Source organism: Mucilaginibacter sp. P4_D1, from assembly GCF_056401935.1.
The window spans coordinates 123,026-141,000 of sequence record NZ_JBFUIJ010000004.1; the positions used below are offsets into that span (position 1 = coordinate 123,026).

Annotated in this window: 15 protein-coding genes; 13 read left to right on the forward strand and 2 right to left on the reverse strand. The window is 44.8% G+C overall.

The window, feature by feature from the left end; all coding sequences use genetic code 11:
* Positions 1-96 precede the first annotated feature (96 nt).
* From AC1DV1_RS06025 to AC1DV1_RS06080, 12 genes are all read left to right on the forward strand, one after another.
* Complete coding sequence (locus AC1DV1_RS06025; protein ID WP_477356566.1) at positions 97-642, forward strand: YciE/YciF ferroxidase family protein; 546 nt, start codon at positions 97-99, stop codon at positions 640-642.
* A gap of 397 nt (positions 643-1,039) precedes the next feature.
* Positions 1,040-2,095 (forward strand): AAA family ATPase, encoded by a 1,056-nt coding sequence (locus AC1DV1_RS06030; RefSeq protein ID WP_147053654.1) that lies wholly within the window; start codon positions 1,040-1,042, stop codon positions 2,093-2,095.
* 299 nt (positions 2,096-2,394) lie between these two features.
* A complete protein-coding gene (locus AC1DV1_RS06035; protein WP_090641767.1) occupies positions 2,395-3,270 on the forward strand; it encodes a DUF58 domain-containing protein in 876 nt (291 codons plus the stop codon).
* A complete protein-coding gene (locus AC1DV1_RS06040) occupies positions 3,267-4,223 on the forward strand; it encodes a hypothetical protein (RefSeq protein WP_477356568.1) in 957 nt (318 codons plus the stop codon). The genes AC1DV1_RS06035 and AC1DV1_RS06040 overlap by 4 nt, the downstream gene beginning before the upstream one ends.
* Complete coding sequence (locus AC1DV1_RS06045; RefSeq protein ID WP_477356570.1) at positions 4,220-5,221, forward strand: vWA domain-containing protein; 1,002 nt, start codon at positions 4,220-4,222, stop codon at positions 5,219-5,221. The genes AC1DV1_RS06040 and AC1DV1_RS06045 overlap by 4 nt, the downstream gene beginning before the upstream one ends.
* 3 nt (positions 5,222-5,224) lie before the next feature.
* Positions 5,225-6,271, forward strand: coding sequence for a vWA domain-containing protein (locus AC1DV1_RS06050; RefSeq protein ID WP_147053651.1), 1,047 nt, complete (start codon positions 5,225-5,227; stop codon positions 6,269-6,271).
* Complete coding sequence (locus tag AC1DV1_RS06055) at positions 6,268-7,050, forward strand: tetratricopeptide repeat protein (RefSeq protein ID WP_477356572.1); 783 nt, start codon at positions 6,268-6,270, stop codon at positions 7,048-7,050. Before AC1DV1_RS06050 ends, AC1DV1_RS06055 begins: the two co-directional genes overlap by 4 nt.
* Positions 7,051-7,068: 18 nt before the next feature.
* Positions 7,069-8,904, forward strand: coding sequence for a BatD family protein (locus AC1DV1_RS06060; RefSeq protein WP_477356574.1), 1,836 nt, complete (start codon positions 7,069-7,071; stop codon positions 8,902-8,904).
* A 1-nt stretch (position 8,905) separates the two neighbouring features.
* On the forward strand, positions 8,906-9,667 hold the full coding sequence (locus AC1DV1_RS06065) for a tetratricopeptide repeat protein (protein WP_477356576.1): 762 nt from the start codon (positions 8,906-8,908) through the stop codon (positions 9,665-9,667).
* A 222-nt stretch (positions 9,668-9,889) separates the two neighbouring features.
* Positions 9,890-11,830, forward strand: a complete 1,941-nt coding sequence (locus AC1DV1_RS06070; RefSeq protein ID WP_477356578.1) for a sialate O-acetylesterase — start codon at positions 9,890-9,892, stop codon at positions 11,828-11,830.
* 23 nt (positions 11,831-11,853) lie between these two features.
* Entirely contained in the window at positions 11,854-13,383 is a 1,530-nt protein-coding gene (locus AC1DV1_RS06075) for a glucuronyl esterase domain-containing protein (RefSeq protein WP_477356580.1), read from the forward strand.
* 26 nt (positions 13,384-13,409) lie between these two features.
* On the forward strand, positions 13,410-14,207 hold the full coding sequence (locus tag AC1DV1_RS06080) for a polysaccharide deacetylase family protein (protein ID WP_477356582.1): 798 nt from the start codon (positions 13,410-13,412) through the stop codon (positions 14,205-14,207).
* Positions 14,208-14,307: 100 nt separating this feature from the next.
* On the opposite strand, the gene AC1DV1_RS06085 is transcribed toward AC1DV1_RS06080, so the two are convergent.
* Entirely contained in the window at positions 14,308-15,054 is a 747-nt protein-coding gene (locus AC1DV1_RS06085) for an SDR family NAD(P)-dependent oxidoreductase (RefSeq protein ID WP_477356584.1), read from the reverse strand.
* 171 nt (positions 15,055-15,225) lie between these two features.
* Entirely contained in the window at positions 15,226-16,269 is a 1,044-nt protein-coding gene (locus AC1DV1_RS06090; protein WP_477356586.1) for a LacI family DNA-binding transcriptional regulator, read from the reverse strand.
* A gap of 155 nt (positions 16,270-16,424) precedes the next feature.
* On the opposite strand from AC1DV1_RS06090, the gene uxuA reads away from it, so the two are divergent.
* Positions 16,425-17,615, forward strand: a complete 1,191-nt coding sequence (uxuA, locus tag AC1DV1_RS06095) for a mannonate dehydratase (RefSeq protein WP_477356588.1) — start codon at positions 16,425-16,427, stop codon at positions 17,613-17,615.
* Positions 17,616-17,975 lie beyond the last annotated feature (360 nt).

Here is a 17,975-nt window from a genome sequence, read left to right on the forward strand (position 1 = left end):
AGGATTTATTTCATAGTAATTAATATTATTTACAAATAACTAAACTTGGCATCGCCTTTGTATTTAGATCAGCACATAACTTAAAAAACATTTACCATGGCAACTACCAAAACAAAGGCTCCTGAGCAAACATTAGATGTACAGGACTCGGCATTGAATGAATTATTTATTGATGAACTGAAAGACATTTACTGGGCCGAAAAACATTTGGCAAAAGCATTGCCAAAAATGGCAAAAGCCGCAACATCTGATGAATTGCGTGCCGCTATTGAAAACCACCTAAGTGAAACCGAAAGACAAATTACCCGCCTGGAAGATGCTTTTGCATCGATAGACGAAAAAGCTGTAGCTGTAAAATGCGAAGCGATGGCCGGTTTACTTAAAGAAGGTGAAGAAATTATCTCCGAAACTGAAAAAGGCAGCATCACCCGCGATGCAGGTATCATTTCGGCAGCTCAAAAAATTGAGCATTATGAAATTGCTTCGTACGGAACGCTCAAAACATTAGCTGCAGTATTAGGCTATAATGAAGCCGCAGAACTTTTGGACTCGACCTTACAGGAAGAAAAAAACTGCGACAGCCTGCTTACCAAAATAGCTGAGGCCGGGATTAACCAAAAATCAAAAACAGAAAAGGCTTAACAACCTCTTGCTACCTGATAGCACAAAACGCCATTGCGATGTAAAGCAATGGCGTTTTGTGCTATAAATTGAAGCCTGTTTTGCGGGCTTTTAAGTGTTACAATACGGCAAATGTGTGCCAGGTCAAAATAACCGGCGTCTTTTGAAGAGTAAGTCCGCCGCTCTACAACCCCAAACCTGGCAACCCCAAACCTGGCAACCCGCAACACGAGCCCCGCAACCCAACCTCCGACCCCAGGCATCAGACCTCCGACCCCCAGATCCCCCAACCCCGATAAAAAACCTATATTTACAGCTAACACTTAAAGATTTAACAAATTTTAACAATTAAACGTGGAATTTTTTTAGCAGAAAAAAGTTTGTGTGTTTAAGTTTGCTCTCGAAATAAAAAAGGTTCATGGAAGAATTTAAAAGTAGTACAGAAAATGTTTCATCGGGCGCTGTTACCGGCAGCACATCGTATTCAACAGATATCAGGGCGCTTAATGAAATGATACAACGCGAAAGCGCATTTATCGATCTGCTTAAGATGGAGATGGATAAAGTGATCGTGGGGCAAAAATATATGGTTGAACGTTTGCTGATCGGTTTATTAGCCGATGGGCATATTTTACTGGAAGGTGTTCCGGGGCTGGCAAAAACTTTGGCTATCAACACACTGGCCAAATGTATCCAGGCCGATTACAGCCGCATCCAGTTTACGCCCGATTTATTACCTGCCGATTTGGTTGGTACCATGATCTACAACCAAAAGAAAGAAGAATTTATTGTTCGTAAAGGGCCATTGTTCTCCAACTTTATTTTGGCCGATGAAATTAACCGTGCACCTGCCAAAGTGCAAAGTGCACTTTTAGAGGCTATGCAAGAGCGCCAGGTAACTATTGGCGATAATACCTTCCCGCTGCCAAACCCGTTTTTGGTACTGGCCACCCAAAACCCAATTGAGCAGGAGGGCACTTACCCGCTGCCCGAAGCACAGGTTGACCGTTTTATGCTGAAAGTGGTAATTACTTACCCCGAGCGTGAAGAAGAAAAAAGGATTATCCGGTCAAGCATATTACCAGGCGGTATGCCAAAACCATCACCTGTTATTAAACCCGAAGAAATTGTACGTGCCCGTAAAATAGTTCGTGAGGTTTACATGGACGAAAAAATTGAGCAGTACATCATCGATATTGTTTTCGCTACCCGTTTCCCCGAGCAGTACAAACTGGCTCACTACAAAAACCTCATCACTTTTGGCGCATCGCCAAGGGCAAGTATCAGTTTAGCGCTGGCAGCAAAAGCTTATGCTTTTATTAAACGCCGGGGCTACGTAATACCCGAGGATGTGCGTGCTATTTGCCACGATGTAATGCGCCACCGTATTGGCTTAAGCTACGAGGCCGAAGCAGAAAACATCACCAGCGAAAATATTATTACCGGAATATTGAACGCGATAGAGGTACCGTAAGGAGCCTCACCCCGCCCCTCTCCAAAGGAGAGGGAGGAAAAGGTACCACCGCACATCTTCGCCATTGTCATTTCGATAGAGCGGAGGGGGATGAGGGGGGAGAGCGAAAGAGAAATCTTGTAAGACTATGCACGCATGCAATTCGTATAGCAAAGTTTGCGAACAGGGCGTATAAGGCAAAGTCCGCAAGCAGGGCGTATAAGATTTCTCACTATCGTTCGAAATGACATTAGTTTAAATTAAAAAATATACTTTTCAAAAGTCTCCCCCTTCAGGGGGAGATTTAGAGGGGGCCTCTTATGGAAACCAAGGATCTTTTAAAAAAAGTACGGAAGATTGAGATAAAAACGAGGGGTTTAAGTAACCACTTATTCTCGGGCGAATATCATTCGGCTTTCAAGGGGCGGGGTATGGCCTTTAGCGAGGTGCGCGAGTACCAGCTTGGCGACGAGATACGTACTATCGACTGGAACGTTACCGCGCGTTTTAACCACCCTTACGTAAAGGTGTTTGATGAGGAGCGCGAGCTTACCGTAATGCTGCTGATGGATGTGAGTGGATCTGAAAACTTTGGCACCCAGGGGCAGCAAAAGCAGGACCTGGCTACCGAGCTTTGCGCCGTGCTTGCATTTTCGGCCATCCAGAACAACGATAAAGTTGGGGTGATATTTTTTAGCGATAAGATAGAAAAATTCATCCCGCCAAAAAAAGGGCGGTCGCACATATTGATGATCATCAGGGAGCTGATTGATTTTAAGCCCGAAAATAAAGGCACCAACGTTGGCGTGGCGTTAAAGTACTTTACCAGCGTTATTAAAAAGAAATGCACCGCCTTTATCCTGTCGGATTTTATAAGCCCGGCATTTGAAAACGAGCTGAAAATAGCCAACAAAAAACACGATATCATTGCTGTGAGGCTGTTTGATAAACATGAAGAAGTATTCCCTAACCTGGGCCTCATCCCGATGAAGGACGAGGAAACCGGCGAAGTAGTATGGATAAATACGGCTGACGAGGAGGTGCGCTATGCATTCAGCCTCGAGGCCCGCAACCGCACCATTGCCATGGGCGATACTTTTAAAAAATGCGGTGTTGATTTTACCAGCATCGGCACACACGAATCATACGTAAAACCATTAATGACACTATTTAAAAAACGGGAAGGCAGGAGATGATCAAGTGTTTAAAATATTTCCTGGTATTGCTGCTTACAGGTACTTTTTATACCGCTTCTGCCCAGGCCCCGCAGGCCGAGGCAAAACTGGATAAGGCCACCATTTTAATTGGCCAGCAAACCAAGCTTAACCTAAGCATCAGGCATAGCATAAAGGATAAAATAGAGTTCCCGGCGCTGGTTGATTCCATTGCCGGCAAAATTCAGATTGTAAGCAGTAAGGCCGATACTGTTTTTGACAAGCAGGATCAAAGTATCGAAACCATCCACCGCGCTTATAACATAACGGCGTTTGATAGTGGGGCGTATGTAATTCCGTCCTACGCGTTTAAAACCACAAAAGGCCCGGTATACACGCAGCCATTAACACTCACTGTGCAAACCGTTGCTGTTGATACCACCAAGGGATTTTATGATATTAAGCAGCCGCTTATAGTCAATTATTCGTTTTTTGATTGGCTGCGCGATAACTGGCAATGGGTTACCGTTGGCTTTTTGGTACTGCTGATTACTGCGGGCATTATTTACTATTTTGTAAGCAGGCCTAAAAAGATAGTGGTAGTTGAGCCGCCAAAACCAAAAGTGCCGCCGCACATCATCGCCCTACAAAAACTACAGGAGCTGCGCGGTAAGAAAGCTTACGAGCAGGATGTAAAATTATACCATATTGAGCTAAGCGAAATACTGCGCGAATATTTAGAGAAGCGCTATGGCATAAAAACCCATGAACAAACAACCGACGAGATATTTGATAGCTTACGGTTGCTTGATATTGCCGATGCTGATAAAAACCTGCTGCGCCAGGTATTGATACTTGCCGATTTGGTGAAATTTGCCAAGGAAAAACCGCTGCATTTTGAAAACGAACAAAGTATGGATAATGCCATCAGCTTTGTAAACAAAACCCAGCAGGCATACCAGCCACTGGCCGATAAACAAGAGGAGGGTAAATGAGCTGGTTTAAAGGAATAGAATTTGCCCACCCGGGATTTTTTTGGCTGTTCATCAGCATACCCCTTATGGTTGGCTGGTATATATGGAAACAACGCCAATTGCAGGGCAACCTGAATGTGCCTACCCTGCGGGGCTTTACCCTAAAAAAAAGCACGCTGCCAAAATTCAGGCATAGTGGTATTGTGTTACGGTCATTGGCCTTATCGGCTATGATTGTTGCGCTGGCCAGGCCTCAATCGTCGTTAAGCTGGCAAAACAGTACTACCGAGGGTATCGATATCATCATTGCTTCAGATATTTCTGGCAGTATGCTTGCCGAAGATTTTAAGCCCAACCGCCTGGAAGCCGGTAAACAAATTGCCATCGATTTTATAAAAGGCCGCCCGGACGACCGCATAGGCCTGGTGATATTTAGCGGCGAGAGCTTTACACAATGCCCGTTAACAATTGACCATAGCGTATTGATAAACCTTTTTGCCGATGTACGTAACGGCATGATAACCGATGGTACCGCCATTGGTATGGGGTTGGCAACCGCGGTAAACCGCCTGCGAACCAGCCAGGCAAAAAGTAAGGTAATTATATTGCTCACAGACGGATCAAACAACGCGGGTTCGATACCGCCGATAACCGCCGCCGAAATTGCCCGCCAGTTTGGCGTACGGGTGTATACAGTGGGGCTGGGTACCAATGGTTTTGCACCCTACCCGGTACAAACACCGGCGGGGATACAATATCAAAAAATGCCTGTGGTAATTGACGAGGGCACGTTATCAAAAATTGCCAGCCTAACCGGTGGTAAATATTTCAGAGCTACCAATAACGAAACACTTAAAAATATTTACGAGCAGATTGACAAGCTGGAAAAAGCCAAAATTGACGTTACCCAGTATCACAAAAAAACAGAACTGTTTTTACCCTGGGCAATTATAGCGTTGGCTTTCCTGTCGTTGGAATTTATATTAAAAAACACCCTGTTTAAAGGGGCTTTAACCTAACAGATGCTACGTTTTGCACATATAGAATATTTATGGGGGCTGGTAATCATCCCGGTGTTTATCATCGCGTTTTTGGCGGTAAGCATCTGGAAAAAGAAAGCCATCTCGTCATTAGGAGATAAAAAAGTGGTGATGATGATGATGCCGCAGGTATCATTATCAAGGCCGTGGCTTAAGTTCATTTTCTTTTTGCTGGCCTACGCCATGCTCATCATCGGCATAGCCGACCCGCAAATTGGTTCAAGAACCGAGGAAGTAAAACGCAAAGGTGCCGATTTAATGATACTGCTTGATGTATCAAACAGTATGCTGGCCCAGGATTTGGCCCCAAGCCGCCTGGAAAATGCCAAACGCGCCATTGCCCAGCTGATTGACCGTATGCATGACGACCGTATTGGTATCATTGTATTTGCCGGCCAGGCCTATGTACAGTTGCCTATAACCACCGACTACTCGGCAGCCAAGCTTTTCCTGAGTACCATTAATACCGAAATGGTGCCAACGCAGGGTACAGCCATTGGCGCGGCTATTGACCTGGGCATGCAATCGTTCGATTTTAAAAATGGTACCGGCAAGGCCATGATTGTTATTACTGATGGTGAAAACCACGAGGATAACGCTGTTGAAGCCGCGGCGGCAGCCAAATCAAAAGATGTATCTGTAAATGTGGTCGGTGTAGGATCGGAAAGCGGCGCGCCTATACCGGTGTATGACGAGCAGGGACACCAAACAGGTTTCCATATGGACCATGAAACCGGCCAGCAAGTGGTAAGTAAACTGAGCGAGGATATGTGTAAAGAGATTTCGGCCGCAGGTGGTGGCGTTTACGTGCGCGCCAATAACTCCAACAGCGGCCTGGGCATTGTAATGGACCAGATTAATAAATTGCAGCGCAAAACGGTTGATAGCCGGTCGTTCAAGGATTTTGAAGATCGTTTTCAGTTCTTTTTGGCCATTGCCTTTGTGTTGCTGCTGGTTGAGTTCTTTATATCAAACCGTAAAAACATGCGTTTAAGCGGGATTAAATTATTTGAAGTTAAAAAGCCATGAAGCAATTAATTATAGTTGTATTATTAGTACTGCAGGCTTCATTCCTTTTTGCCCAGCAGGAAAAAAGGGACATCAGGAAAGGTAACCAGCTTTACCAGGCTAAAAATTATAAACAGGCCGAGGATAACTACCGTAAAGCGCTGGCTAAATCCAACAACAAAACGGTTGAAGGTAATTTTAACCTGGGCGATGCCTTATACAAACAAAAAAAGTTTGAGGATGCACAACAGCAGTTTACCAAAATAGCAGCAACATCAAAAGACAAGCAGGTATTGGCAAATGCTTACCATAATATAGGCAACTCCTTATTGGAAAACAAAAAACTGGACGAGAGTATTGCCGCCTATAAAAAATCATTGCTTAATAATCCTAACGATGAGCAAACCCGCTACAACCTGTCATATGCCCAAAAAATGCTAAAGAAGCAACAGGACGATAAAAAGAACCAGAACAAAAACGATAAGAATAAAGATAAAGACAAGAACAAGGATAAAAACAAGGACGACAAGAATAAGGATAAAGACAACAAGGATAAAGATAAAAAAGACCAGGACAAGAAAGATCAGGATAAAAAGGACAAAGACAATAAGGATAAGAACAAGCCTGATAATAAAGATCCGCAGGACCAGCAGCAACAACAGCCGCAGCCCAACAATGTATCAAAAGATGATGCCGAGCGTATGCTGGAAGCCCTGAAAAACGACGAGAAAGCAACGCAGGACAAACTGAAAAATAAAAAGTTAAAAGGCGCCAGAACCAATATTTCAAAAGACTGGTAAGCCTTATATTTATAGCACATGAAGTTAAAGTACTACATATCGTTGCTCCTGCTGTTTTGTACAACGGTGCTTTTTGCGCAGGGTGTAAAATTCACCGCCTCTGTTAATAAAACCGAAGTGGGTACTACCGAGCAATTCGAGGTTACATTTACCATAAACAGCAACGGCGAAAGATTTGTGCCGCCAAACTTTAATGGCTTTTTAGTGGTTTCGGGACCAAATGTCTCCCAGAGTATGACCGTAATTAACGGTGCTTCATCATCAAGCATGGCCTATAGTTATGACCTGGTACCGGTTAAAGAGGGTGTTTTTACCATAGGCCCGGCAACAATTGTTGTAAATGGAAAACAGCTAAGCACCAGCCCCATTAAAATAAAGGTAGTAAGGGGGATGTCGGCCGCACAAACTAATGCAGCGCAAAGGCAGCAGCAACTACAGGCCGAAGCCCAGGGCAAGGGCGTTGTGGCCGGCCACTCAAAAGATATCAATAGAGACCTTTTTATAAGGGCTGACGTAAATAAAACCAATGCCTACATAGGCGAGCAGCTCACTTTAAGCTACCGCCTTTACACCAGGGTGGCGCTGGTTGGCAGCGAGCTGGAAAAAATGTCGGACCAGAATGGTTTTTATAGCCAGGAAATTAAAAGTACAAATAACCCCAACGCCGTTCAATGGCGTATTGAAACCATAAAAGGTATAAAGTACAACGTAACCGAAATAAAGCAAAGCATCCTTTTCCCTGAGCGTGCCGGCAATATCACCATCGACCCGATGATCATGGATTTTATTGTGCGCGAAACCGTACAATCGGCCGATCCTTTTGATAACTTTTTTGGTGGTGGCAGCTACAATGATGTTAAATACAAAATTAAAAGCAGCCCCGTGGTTATCCACGTAAAACCATTGCCAGAAAGTGGCAAGCCTTCCGGATTTAGCGGCGCGGTTGGCCGTTTTTCGATAAGCACATCGGTTGATAAAACAGATCTTAAATCCAACGAGCCCCTCAACTACAAAATTATACTAAGTGGCAAGGGCAACCTAAAACTGCTGAAGCCCATAGCGCCCGAGTTTCCGCTTGATTTTGATAAGTACGACCCTAAGGTAACCGATACGATAACTGATACTGAAAATGGTGAATCGGGCACCAGGGTATACAATTACCTGCTGATACCACGCCATGGCGGCAAATTCAATATCGATCCTATTAAGTTTTCGTACTATGATTTATCGGCAGGCAAATATGTAAGCCAGCAAACCAAAGGCTTCACCATTAATGTGGCCAAAGGTGCAACCGAAAATAACGTTACCTCCATTGGTGCCGATAAACAGGATGTTAAATTGTTGAATAAAGATATCCGCTACATTAAAACGGATGGGAGCGATATCAGCAAAGATGATGAAGGTTTTTATGGATCTGGGTTGTATTATTTCCTGCTGTTACTGGGGCCGCTGCTGTTTGTTGGTGCTTTAGTTTACGGCAAAGTATACGAAATGAAAAACAGCGACGTGGTGAAGGTAAAAAGCCGCAAGGCCGGTAAAATTGCCGCCAAACACCTGGCCAGCGCTAAAGCGCAGCTATCGGCAAACAACAAGCCGGTATTTTATGAAAATGTGTTTAAAGGGCTGTACGGCTACCTAGGCGACAAGTTGAATATTGCCGCTGCCGAGCTGAACCGCGAAAAAATAGCTACCGAACTGAAGGCCCGGGAATTGGACGAGCCAACTATAAACGAATTGCTGGAAACATTAGACCTTTGCGATATGGCCCGCTTTGCCCCGGTTTCGGGGATATCGGAGCAGGAGGTGTTTGATAAGGCAAAAAACATGATCAATAACATTGAAGATAAAATATAACATGCTAAAGCGCCTGATATACCTGTTGCTGTTGATTGTAGCGCCATTGCTGGCTTTTAGCGATGATGCAGGCCCGGCCCTGTTTAAAAAAGGTAATAACCTGTACCAAAAGGCAAATTATAAAGAAGCCGCGGCAACTTATCAAAAAATGGTTGATGATGGCTATCAATCGGCCAGCCTTTACTTTAACCTTGGTAATGCTTATTATAAAAATGGCGATATAGCACCCGCATTGTTATATTATGAAAAAGCACACAGGCTATCGCCGGGCGACGAGGATATCCGTATAAACATTCAGTTTGCCAATTCAAAAACTACCGATAAAATTGAGGCAGCTCCCGAGTTTTTTATCACCAAATGGTGGACTGGCTTTATACTTGCTTTACCAGCCAATACACTTGCAGTTTTCAGTGTGCTGCTTTTTATAGGAGCGTCATGCTTACTTATCCTTTACAGGTTTTCGGGCTCTGTGGGTGTAAAAAAGGTATCGTTTTATTCTGCTATCTTGCTGGTACTGCTGGGTATCGGTACCATTTTTATTTCGGGGAGGCAGGCGGCCTACTTTGATGCGCATCATGATGGTATTATCTTCAATTCATCGGTAAACGTTAAAAACGCGCCCTCTAATACCGCAAAAAATGGATTTGTACTTCATGAGGGTACTAAGGTCAATATTCTTGATAAAAATGCCAACTGGATAAAAATTAAACTGGCCAACGGCAATGAAGGCTGGGTTGGCGCTGCTGATGTAAGGGAGATATAAACCTTTCGTAAAGTCATATTAATCAGCGTTTTCTACAAACACGTAGCCGCATCAATTGCCGTTAAGGCCAATGCCTGCCGCTGTTGCCCGCCTACATGCAAATCATCAGGTATTAATATGTATGTTGGTTTTTGAAAAAGATTTGTGCAATCGATTGCGTAAATCTTTTTTTATTTGTTACTTCGTAAAGGTAAACCTCCAAACTAAAAGTTCCAGCAAGTTATGAATTCAGTGAAGCTATTGCTTATTGCGCTGTGCACCAGTTTTATATTGCCTGCCTATGCTTTGGTGCGGCTGCCGCAGCTGGTTGCAAACGGCATGGTGCTGCAGCGCAATACACATGTGAATATCTGGGGATGGGCAGAGGTAGGCGAAAAGATCAGCATTGAATTTCAGCATAAGGTTTTTCGTGCGGTTACCGATAAAAATGGCTCGTGGAAAGTGGTTTTACCGGCAATGCCTGCGGGCGGACCCTACACAATGGATATACAAGGCAACAATCATATCGCCATCAGCGATATTTTAGTTGGCGATGTTTGGTTTTGTTCGGGCCAATCAAATATGGCATTACAAATGGAGCGGGTAAAGGAAAAATACCCCGATGAGATAGCTACCGCCAATTACCCGCAAATCAGGAACTTTTTTGTGAAGACGGAGGCCGATGTAACTAAACAGCACACCAACCTGCTATCCGGAAAATGGGTAAAGGCCGACCCTGAAACAGTGCTGGGTTTTGGCGCTACGTCGTGGTTTTTTGCCAAACGGCTTTATCAAAAATACCATGTGCCAATAGGCATCATTAATTCAAGCGTAGGGGGCACACCTATAGAAGCCTGGATTAGTGAACAGGGACTCAGGAATATCAAACCCTATCATGAACGGGTAAAGCAATTTGGCGATGCCGTTTTTATGGATAGCGTTTTAAAAAAGCATTTGCCGCCTAATAATCCGCTCAATACATCCGCCTTAGGAATTGATAAGGGCTTAACAGAAATTAAACCATGGTACGATACCGCCTACGTGCCGCATAACTGGCACCATTACTGGCTACCTGGTTACTGGGCCGACCAGGGCGTTAAAGGCCTGAATGGTGTGGTTTGGTTTCGTAAAGAAGTAAATCTGCCGGCATCTTTTGATGGCAAAGCAGCTAAATTGTTTTTAGGGAGAATAATTGACGCCGATCAAACTTATATTAATGGCAAGCTTGTAGGTAGCATTACCTACCAGTATCCGCCACGGCGTTATAATGTACCGGCGGGGTTGCTGAAGCCGGGCAAAAATATAATAATTGTGCGGGTGGTAAATACCGCGGACAAAGGCGGTTTTGTGCCCGATAAAAGATATTACCTGAGCGTGGCGGCAGACACAATCGACCTGCGCGGCGATTGGCAGTATAAAGTAGGGCAGGTGTTTGAGCCGGTTAAGCCCGTTGCCGAGTTTATTGCCCAAAATGAACCGACCGGCCTTTATAACACCTTGGTAGCGCCGGTTATTAACTACACCATCAAAGGGCTTGCCTGGTACCAGGGCGAAAGTAACGCCAATAGCGCAAAAGTATACGGCGTTTTATTAAAAGCCCTTATTGCCGACTGGCGCGATAAATGGCAACAGGGCAACCTTTCGTTTGTATATGCCCAGCTGCCAAATTTCAATGAGGCGCAATACGCTCCGGCCGAAAGTGACTGGGCCGAATTACGGGAGGGGCAACTGGAGGCGCTTGCCTTACCCGGCACAGGCATGGCTGTAACTATTGATGCCGGCGAATGGAACGATATTCATCCGCTTAATAAAAAAACGGTAGGTGAACGCCTGGCCATGGCTGCCGAAAATGTAGCTTATGGTGATAGCAATATAATCCCTTGTGGTCCGGTTTATCAATCGGCACGGGTAGACGGGAATAAAATTGAACTAACATTTAGATATACAGGCGCTGGGCTTGTTGCTAAAAATGGGGATGAACTATCACAATTTGCTGTAGCTGGTGCCGACAAAAAGTTTGTTTGGGCCAGTGCCGTTATTAAGGACGATAAGGTGCTGGTTTGGAGCGATAGGGTACCAACGCCATTATATGTAAGGTATGCCTGGGCCGATAACCCCGATGGGGCCAACCTGTATAACAAAGACGGTTTGCCCGCATCGCCTTTTCGTACTGATAAGCCATAATTCACTATATAAAACCCATAAAAATGAAAACTGCCATTTTCTTTTTTTTACTTGCATTGCCCGTAGTAGTTAGCGCCCAAAGCCCGGCCCCGGTAAATTTTACGGCCGAACAGGACCATCAGGATATGATGAAACAGTTGGGTATTAAAACACTGCGTAATGGCCCAAGTGGTGATGAGAATGCCCCCAACCACGCTAACTACGATGAGGCCTTAGCCAACCCTTTCCCCGGTTTACCGGATGCCCTTACCCTTAAAAATGGTAAAAAAGTAACCACTGCCGATGTGTGGTGGAAACAACGCCGCGCCGAAATTATAGAGGATATGGAGCGTGAAGTTTACGGCAGGATACCGGCTAATGTACCCAAAGTAACCTGGACAGTAAAGGTAACCGATAAAGAACGTGTGGGTTTTTATCCTGTGATAGCCAAACAACTGATAGGTCATGTTGATAATACCGCCTGCCCCTCAATCAACGTCAACATTGAAATGACACTGGTACTGCCGGCCTTTGCCAAGGGCCCTGTTCCTGTACTAATGATGTTTGCCCGCAGTGCGCTTCCGGCGCCGGCGCAACCATCGCCTGCTGACCTGGAAAAGATAAACAGCGCTTTGAAGGAGTTACTTGTAAAAGAACACCCGGAGCTGAAAGCCATTTTTGAGCAATATCCCGCTTATAACCCGGTGCCCGAGCAATCGCCGTTTGGGCCGGGTGGTTTCCCGGTAATAAAGGGCGATCCGCCTACGGCCATGCAGCTGATAGCCAATGGCTGGGGTTATGTGCTGATTGATCCTTCATCGATACAGGCAGATAATGCAGAGGGGCTAACCAAAGGTATTATTGGCCTGGTAAATAAAGGGAAACCCCGTAAACCAGATGATTGGGGTGCCTTACGCGCCTGGTCATGGGGCGCAGCAAGGGCTTTGGATTACCTGGAGACCGAACCCGCCGTTGATGCCAAACACGTGGGCATTGAAGGAGTATCGCGCTATGGCAAAGCCGCATTGGTTACGCTGGCTTTTGAGCAGCGCTTTGCCATGGGCCTCATCGGTTCGTCTGGCGAGGGTGGCGCCAAATTACACCGCCGCAATTTTGGCGAAGCGGTTGAAAGTTTAACCGGCGGCGAGTATTATTGGATGGCAGGTAACTTTATGAAATACGGGGCCAGCGAGGCCACCTTTGCCGCTAAAACAGCAAAGGACTTACCCGTAGATGCGCATGAACTGATAGCCCTTTGCGCGCCAAGGCTTACATTTATCAGCTACGGCATTCCAGAACAGGGCGACGCCAAATGGCTGGATCAGCAGGGGAGTTATATGGCTACCGTTGCCGCCGGGTCGGTTTTTAAATTACTAGGCGTAAAAGATATCGGCGTAACAAACGATTACAAAACAGAAAAAATGCCGCCGGTAAACACCGGGATGCTGGATGGTGCACTGGCCTGGCGGCAGCACGATGGCGGCCATACCGATGCCCCCAACGTAAAATACTTTATTGCCTGGGCTAAAAAAATGATGGAGCAGGAAAAAGCAGGCAATCCCGTAGCTAAATAACCAAATCAAAAAAAACGGAATATTAAATGAAACCAGTCAAATACGCCACCCTATTTTTTTTACTACTGTTTGCGCTAACTTCAAGGTCGCAGGTTAAGCCCTTGTGGAATAATAAACAGTGCGCAGTTGTATTAACCTACGATGACGCAATTGATGTTGACCTTGATAACGTGCTGCCTGCGCTCGACTCGCTCAACTTGAAAGGGACATTTTACCTTATCGGCTCATCGCCGGTTGTGGTAAACCGGATGGCAGAATGGCGAAAAGCTGCGGCGCATGGCCACGAGTTGGGTAATCATTCTCTTTATCATCCCTGCGATGGCAGTTTGCCGGGCCGCGGCTTTGTAACCGCCGAAACAGACCTTAGCAAATACTCGCTTGAACGTGCCGTTAAAGAAATAAAAGCAACCAATACCCTGCTTAAAGCTATTGACGGCAAAGCGGCGCGTACCTTTGCCTTCCCCTGCGGCGACCTTAAAATAGGGGATAAATATTTTTACGATTACCTTAAAAATGATTTTGCAGGCGCACGCGGCGTTGCCCCGGGACTACAGGCATTAAAACAGGTAAACCTGGATAACATTGATAGTTTTATGATTAACGGGCAATCTGCCGATTATTTAATTAACCTGGTTAAACAGGCCATGCAATCGCGCACGTTGTTGGTGTTTTTATTTCATGGTGTTGGGGGCGGGCATAACCTTAACGTTAGCCTGGATGCGCACAGTAAGTTGCTGCACTACCTTAAACAGCATCAAAAGGACATTTGGGTTGCCCCAATGGTTGATGTTGCCACCTACATCAAAACCGGGCAGCAAAAATGATAAGCCTGCTGCCCAAATCGGACAGGTTTGCAAATGTGTGCTGATGTAGCTGAGATAATAATTTGAATAATAAGGGCGAAAGCAGGAAGGTGAAAACTATTTAAAACCCAATCGAATTCCCGCCATCTACCTGCAATATTACGCCGGTTACATATTTGGCGCTATCTGTGGCTAAATAATAAATGGCCTCGGCAATGTCAGCAGGTTCGCCCAGTTTGCCCATGGGGGTGCGGCCTAAAACTTTTTGTTTCCTGGCGGGATCATTATCCAATGCCTTTGCCGACATATCTGTAGCGATAAAACCCGGCGCCACGCAATTAACCCGGATGCCCTGCGGCGAAAGCTCAGTGGCCATGGCGCGGGTCATGCCTTCAATAGCGGTTTTTGATGCGGAATAAGCTATCACATAAGGAATGCCGTACTGCGCCGCCATTGAACTTACGTTAACAATGCTGCCGCTGCCCACCTTCAGCATAGCTTTTACAACTTCGCGACTCAGTGTAAATACGGCCACCAGGTTTGTTTGTATAATTTGCTGAAAATCATCGTCGGTAACCTCTGTAAACGGCTTTTTATGGTTGATGCCGGCGTTATTCACCAGTATATCGGGTGGGCCAAATTCCTGCACAATTGACGCTACTAAAGCCGGTATCACAGCGGTTTGGCTCAAATCGTACTGTTTATAACTGCAAAGTTCGCCAAGTTCATGAGCCACATTAGCCAGTTTCTGCTCATCACGGCCAATGATAATCGTCCTGATGCCTTGTTCAATAAATTTTTTTGCCGTGGCTAATCCCAGGCCCGATGCGCCTCCTGTAACTATGGCGAGTTTTGTTTTTGATTCCATGATAAAATACTACCGTTAAAAAGAGCTAAGAGCTAAGATTTTGAAGCGATAATCAAAGACAAGCAATAATTTGCTATCCATTGTCTGGTGTTTACCTAAAAGGTTAATGTAAAAACCTAAACTATCCATAAGGTTGTCTTGATTCTTGACTCTAACCTCTTGACTCTATTTTTAATCGCCTGTTTGCTTTTTCCTTACCGATGATTCTCTTATAATCAACTCCGATCTTAATATCAGGCTATGGGTTTGTTGCAGGTCGTTTTTGTTCACCAAATGGTTGATGAGCAAATTGGCCGCAACTTCGCCCATTTCAAATCCTTTATAGTTGATGGTGGTTAAATTGGGTTCAATTACACACGATGCCGGGTCGTTGTTAAAACCCGCAACGGCAATATCTCCGGGTATTTTTATCCCTGCTTTTTTGAGTATTTGTATGCAGCTTACCGCGCTCGCGTCGTTAGCGCAGAATATGCCATCGGGCAGCGGGTTCATTTTTAGTATTTCCTGGGCGGTTATGGCCGATGCTTTGGCGCTAAGATCATTAATGAACAGTAAGCTTTCGTCGAATTGAATGCCGTGTTTTTCCAGCGCTGCTTTATACCCCCGTAGCCTTTCCGAATACACATTTCGTAAAACATTGGCAGTAATATGAACTATCCGCTTACAGCCCTGCTCAATAAGATGGCTGGTAATTTCGTAAGCTGCTTTAAAATTATCGATATAAATTTGCGGATAATGATCATGCTCAAACACCCGGTCGAAGAAAATTACCGGGATMCTGCGTTTTATAAACGGTTCAAAGTGTTCAATATTGGTGGTATCATAGGCTAACGAAACCAGCAAACCATCAACCCGGTTATTCAACATTGCCTTCGCGTTATTAATTTCTTTTTTCATTGTTTCCAATGATTGGCTGATGATAAGATTATAATCATTATCGTTCACTACTTTCTCTATCCCCGCTATCACATCAGATGTAAAACTGCTATTGAGCCTTGGTACAATTACACCGATGATATTGCTGTTTTTGCGGCGTAAGTTGCTGGCAAAGGAGTTTGAACGGTAGCCCATTTCTTCGGCGGCCTTAACAATCATCTTTTTGGTGTTTTTGTTTACCCGTGGATGATCCTGGAGTGCGCGGCTTACTGTAGCAGCTGAAACATTGAGCTTTTTGGCTATATCGTAAATAGTAATCTCTTTTTCGCTGCCGGGCATGGGTTTAATTAAAGCGCTTAAAACTAACTGCGTAACGTGCCATAAATGGCCAACTGATTATTTAATGGATAAATGTAAAAATTAAATGCTTATTTAGCTAATTTTTGGCAATCGATTGCATAGATTTAGGCCCTATTACGCCAATATCAAATACTATGATACCAGATTTACTACAAACCTTCAGGTGGTTTGGGCCCGAAGATACTGTTACTTTAAGTGCGATAAAACAAATGGGTGCCAAAGGTATAGTAACGGCGCTACACCAGGTGCCCTGCGGTGATGTTTGGAGTGTTAAGGAGGTTAGGAAAAGGCGGGAAATAGTCAACAAAGAAGGTTTTAGCTGGGCTGTGGTTGAAAGTGTGAATATCCATGAAAGTATCAAAACCGGAAGCCCTGACCGCGACCGGTATATTGACAAGTACAAGCAAACCCTTACCAATTTGGCAGCCGAAGGAATGCTAACCGTATGCTACAACTTTATGCCCGTACTCGACTGGACGCGTACCCATCTTGATTACCGCTTAGCCAATGGTGCATCGGCATTATTGTACAACGCTACGGCTTTGGCGGCATTTGATCTGTATATTTTAGAACGTGAGGGAGCGTTTAATGATTTTAACCCCGAACAGCAACAAGCAGCGAAACTTTATCTGGATAGTCTTAGTGATAGCAATAAGCTACTGTTAACCAATACTATATTAGCTGGCCTGCCTGGCACCGAAGAAGTTTTTACCATCAATGAATTTAAACAGCACCTGCGCAAGTATAGTGAGGTAGATGCCCTGGCTTTAAAAGAAAATTTGTTCTACTTTTTAAGGGCCATCATTCCGCATGCAGAAAAGTTAGGCATTAAAATGTGCATCCATCCGGACGACCCACCATTCCCGATATTAGGGCTATCCCGTATTGCATCCACGTTGGCTGATTTGACGGATATCGTAAATTGCTGTCCGTCAATAGCAAATGGAATTACGCTTTGTACCGGCTCGTTGGGCGCTTCCGGTAAAAATGATATACCGCGTATTATAAAGGAATTAGGCAGTAAAATCCATTTCCTGCACCTGCGCAACGTGCAGCGGTTGCCCGATGGCGGTTTTTACGAGGCCGGTCATTTGGCAGGCAGTGTGGATATGTACGCAGTGATGAAGGCTATCATCAGCGAACAAATAGCCCGTAAAAATGCAGGCAGATTAGATGCCGCCATCCCCATGCGGCCAGATCATGGTCATAAGCTATTAGATGATTTCAATTACAACACTTATCCCGGTTATTCAGCAATCGGCAGGCTTAAAGGCCTTGCCGAATTGCGCGGCTTAGAGATGGGGATAAAAAGGTGTAGTGAGTAGTTGGTTGGGCTGATTAAGTGAGTGCTTGAGCAAAGTCTAATTCGTAAAACGCGGGCGGGTGGTAAGATGTACGGGAGACCTCCAGCGTGCAATGCCTGGTACAAACAAGATGATGTTCTTTTGTTCGTTAACCATGAGGCCAATAACCCATGTGGCAATTTAGTTGTGTCGCTTTTTATTTTATGGCGATGCATGGTAGTCAGTACATTATCAGTCCACTACCGATAGGTAAAAATGCCCCGAATGATTTTAATAATAACTGAATAATTAGTTTTGAATTGCTAAATATAAATAAAGGTTTATATATTTGCAATCGATTGCATAAAGGTTAATCATTATAAACCATTGTGGACGGGGCAT

Bases quoted from the DNA above. Each gene is read 5' to 3' on its own strand.
- AC1DV1_RS06065 (WP_477356576.1), top strand. From the start codon at position 8,906: ATGCTAAAGCGCCTGATATACCTGTTGCTGTTGATTGTAGCGCCATTG.
- AC1DV1_RS06060 (WP_477356574.1), top strand. From the start codon at position 7,069: ATGAAGTTAAAGTACTACATATCGTTGCTCCTGCTGTTTTGTACAACG.
- AC1DV1_RS06070 (WP_477356578.1), top strand. From the start codon at position 9,890: ATGAATTCAGTGAAGCTATTGCTTATTGCGCTGTGCACCAGTTTTATA.
- AC1DV1_RS06085 (WP_477356584.1), bottom strand. From the start codon at position 15,054: ATGGAATCAAAAACAAAACTCGCCATAGTTACAGGAGGCGCATCGGGC.
- AC1DV1_RS06040 (WP_477356568.1), top strand. From the start codon at position 3,267: ATGATCAAGTGTTTAAAATATTTCCTGGTATTGCTGCTTACAGGTACT.
- AC1DV1_RS06055 (WP_477356572.1), top strand. From the start codon at position 6,268: ATGAAGCAATTAATTATAGTTGTATTATTAGTACTGCAGGCTTCATTC.
- uxuA (WP_477356588.1), top strand. From the start codon at position 16,425: ATGATACCAGATTTACTACAAACCTTCAGGTGGTTTGGGCCCGAAGAT.
- AC1DV1_RS06035 (WP_090641767.1), top strand. From the start codon at position 2,395: ATGGAAACCAAGGATCTTTTAAAAAAAGTACGGAAGATTGAGATAAAA.
- AC1DV1_RS06045 (WP_477356570.1), top strand. From the start codon at position 4,220: ATGAGCTGGTTTAAAGGAATAGAATTTGCCCACCCGGGATTTTTTTGG.
- AC1DV1_RS06075 (WP_477356580.1), top strand. From the start codon at position 11,854: ATGAAAACTGCCATTTTCTTTTTTTTACTTGCATTGCCCGTAGTAGTT.
- AC1DV1_RS06080 (WP_477356582.1), top strand. From the start codon at position 13,410: ATGAAACCAGTCAAATACGCCACCCTATTTTTTTTACTACTGTTTGCG.
- AC1DV1_RS06030 (WP_147053654.1), top strand. From the start codon at position 1,040: ATGGAAGAATTTAAAAGTAGTACAGAAAATGTTTCATCGGGCGCTGTT.
- AC1DV1_RS06050 (WP_147053651.1), top strand. From the start codon at position 5,225: ATGCTACGTTTTGCACATATAGAATATTTATGGGGGCTGGTAATCATC.
- AC1DV1_RS06025 (WP_477356566.1), top strand. From the start codon at position 97: ATGGCAACTACCAAAACAAAGGCTCCTGAGCAAACATTAGATGTACAG.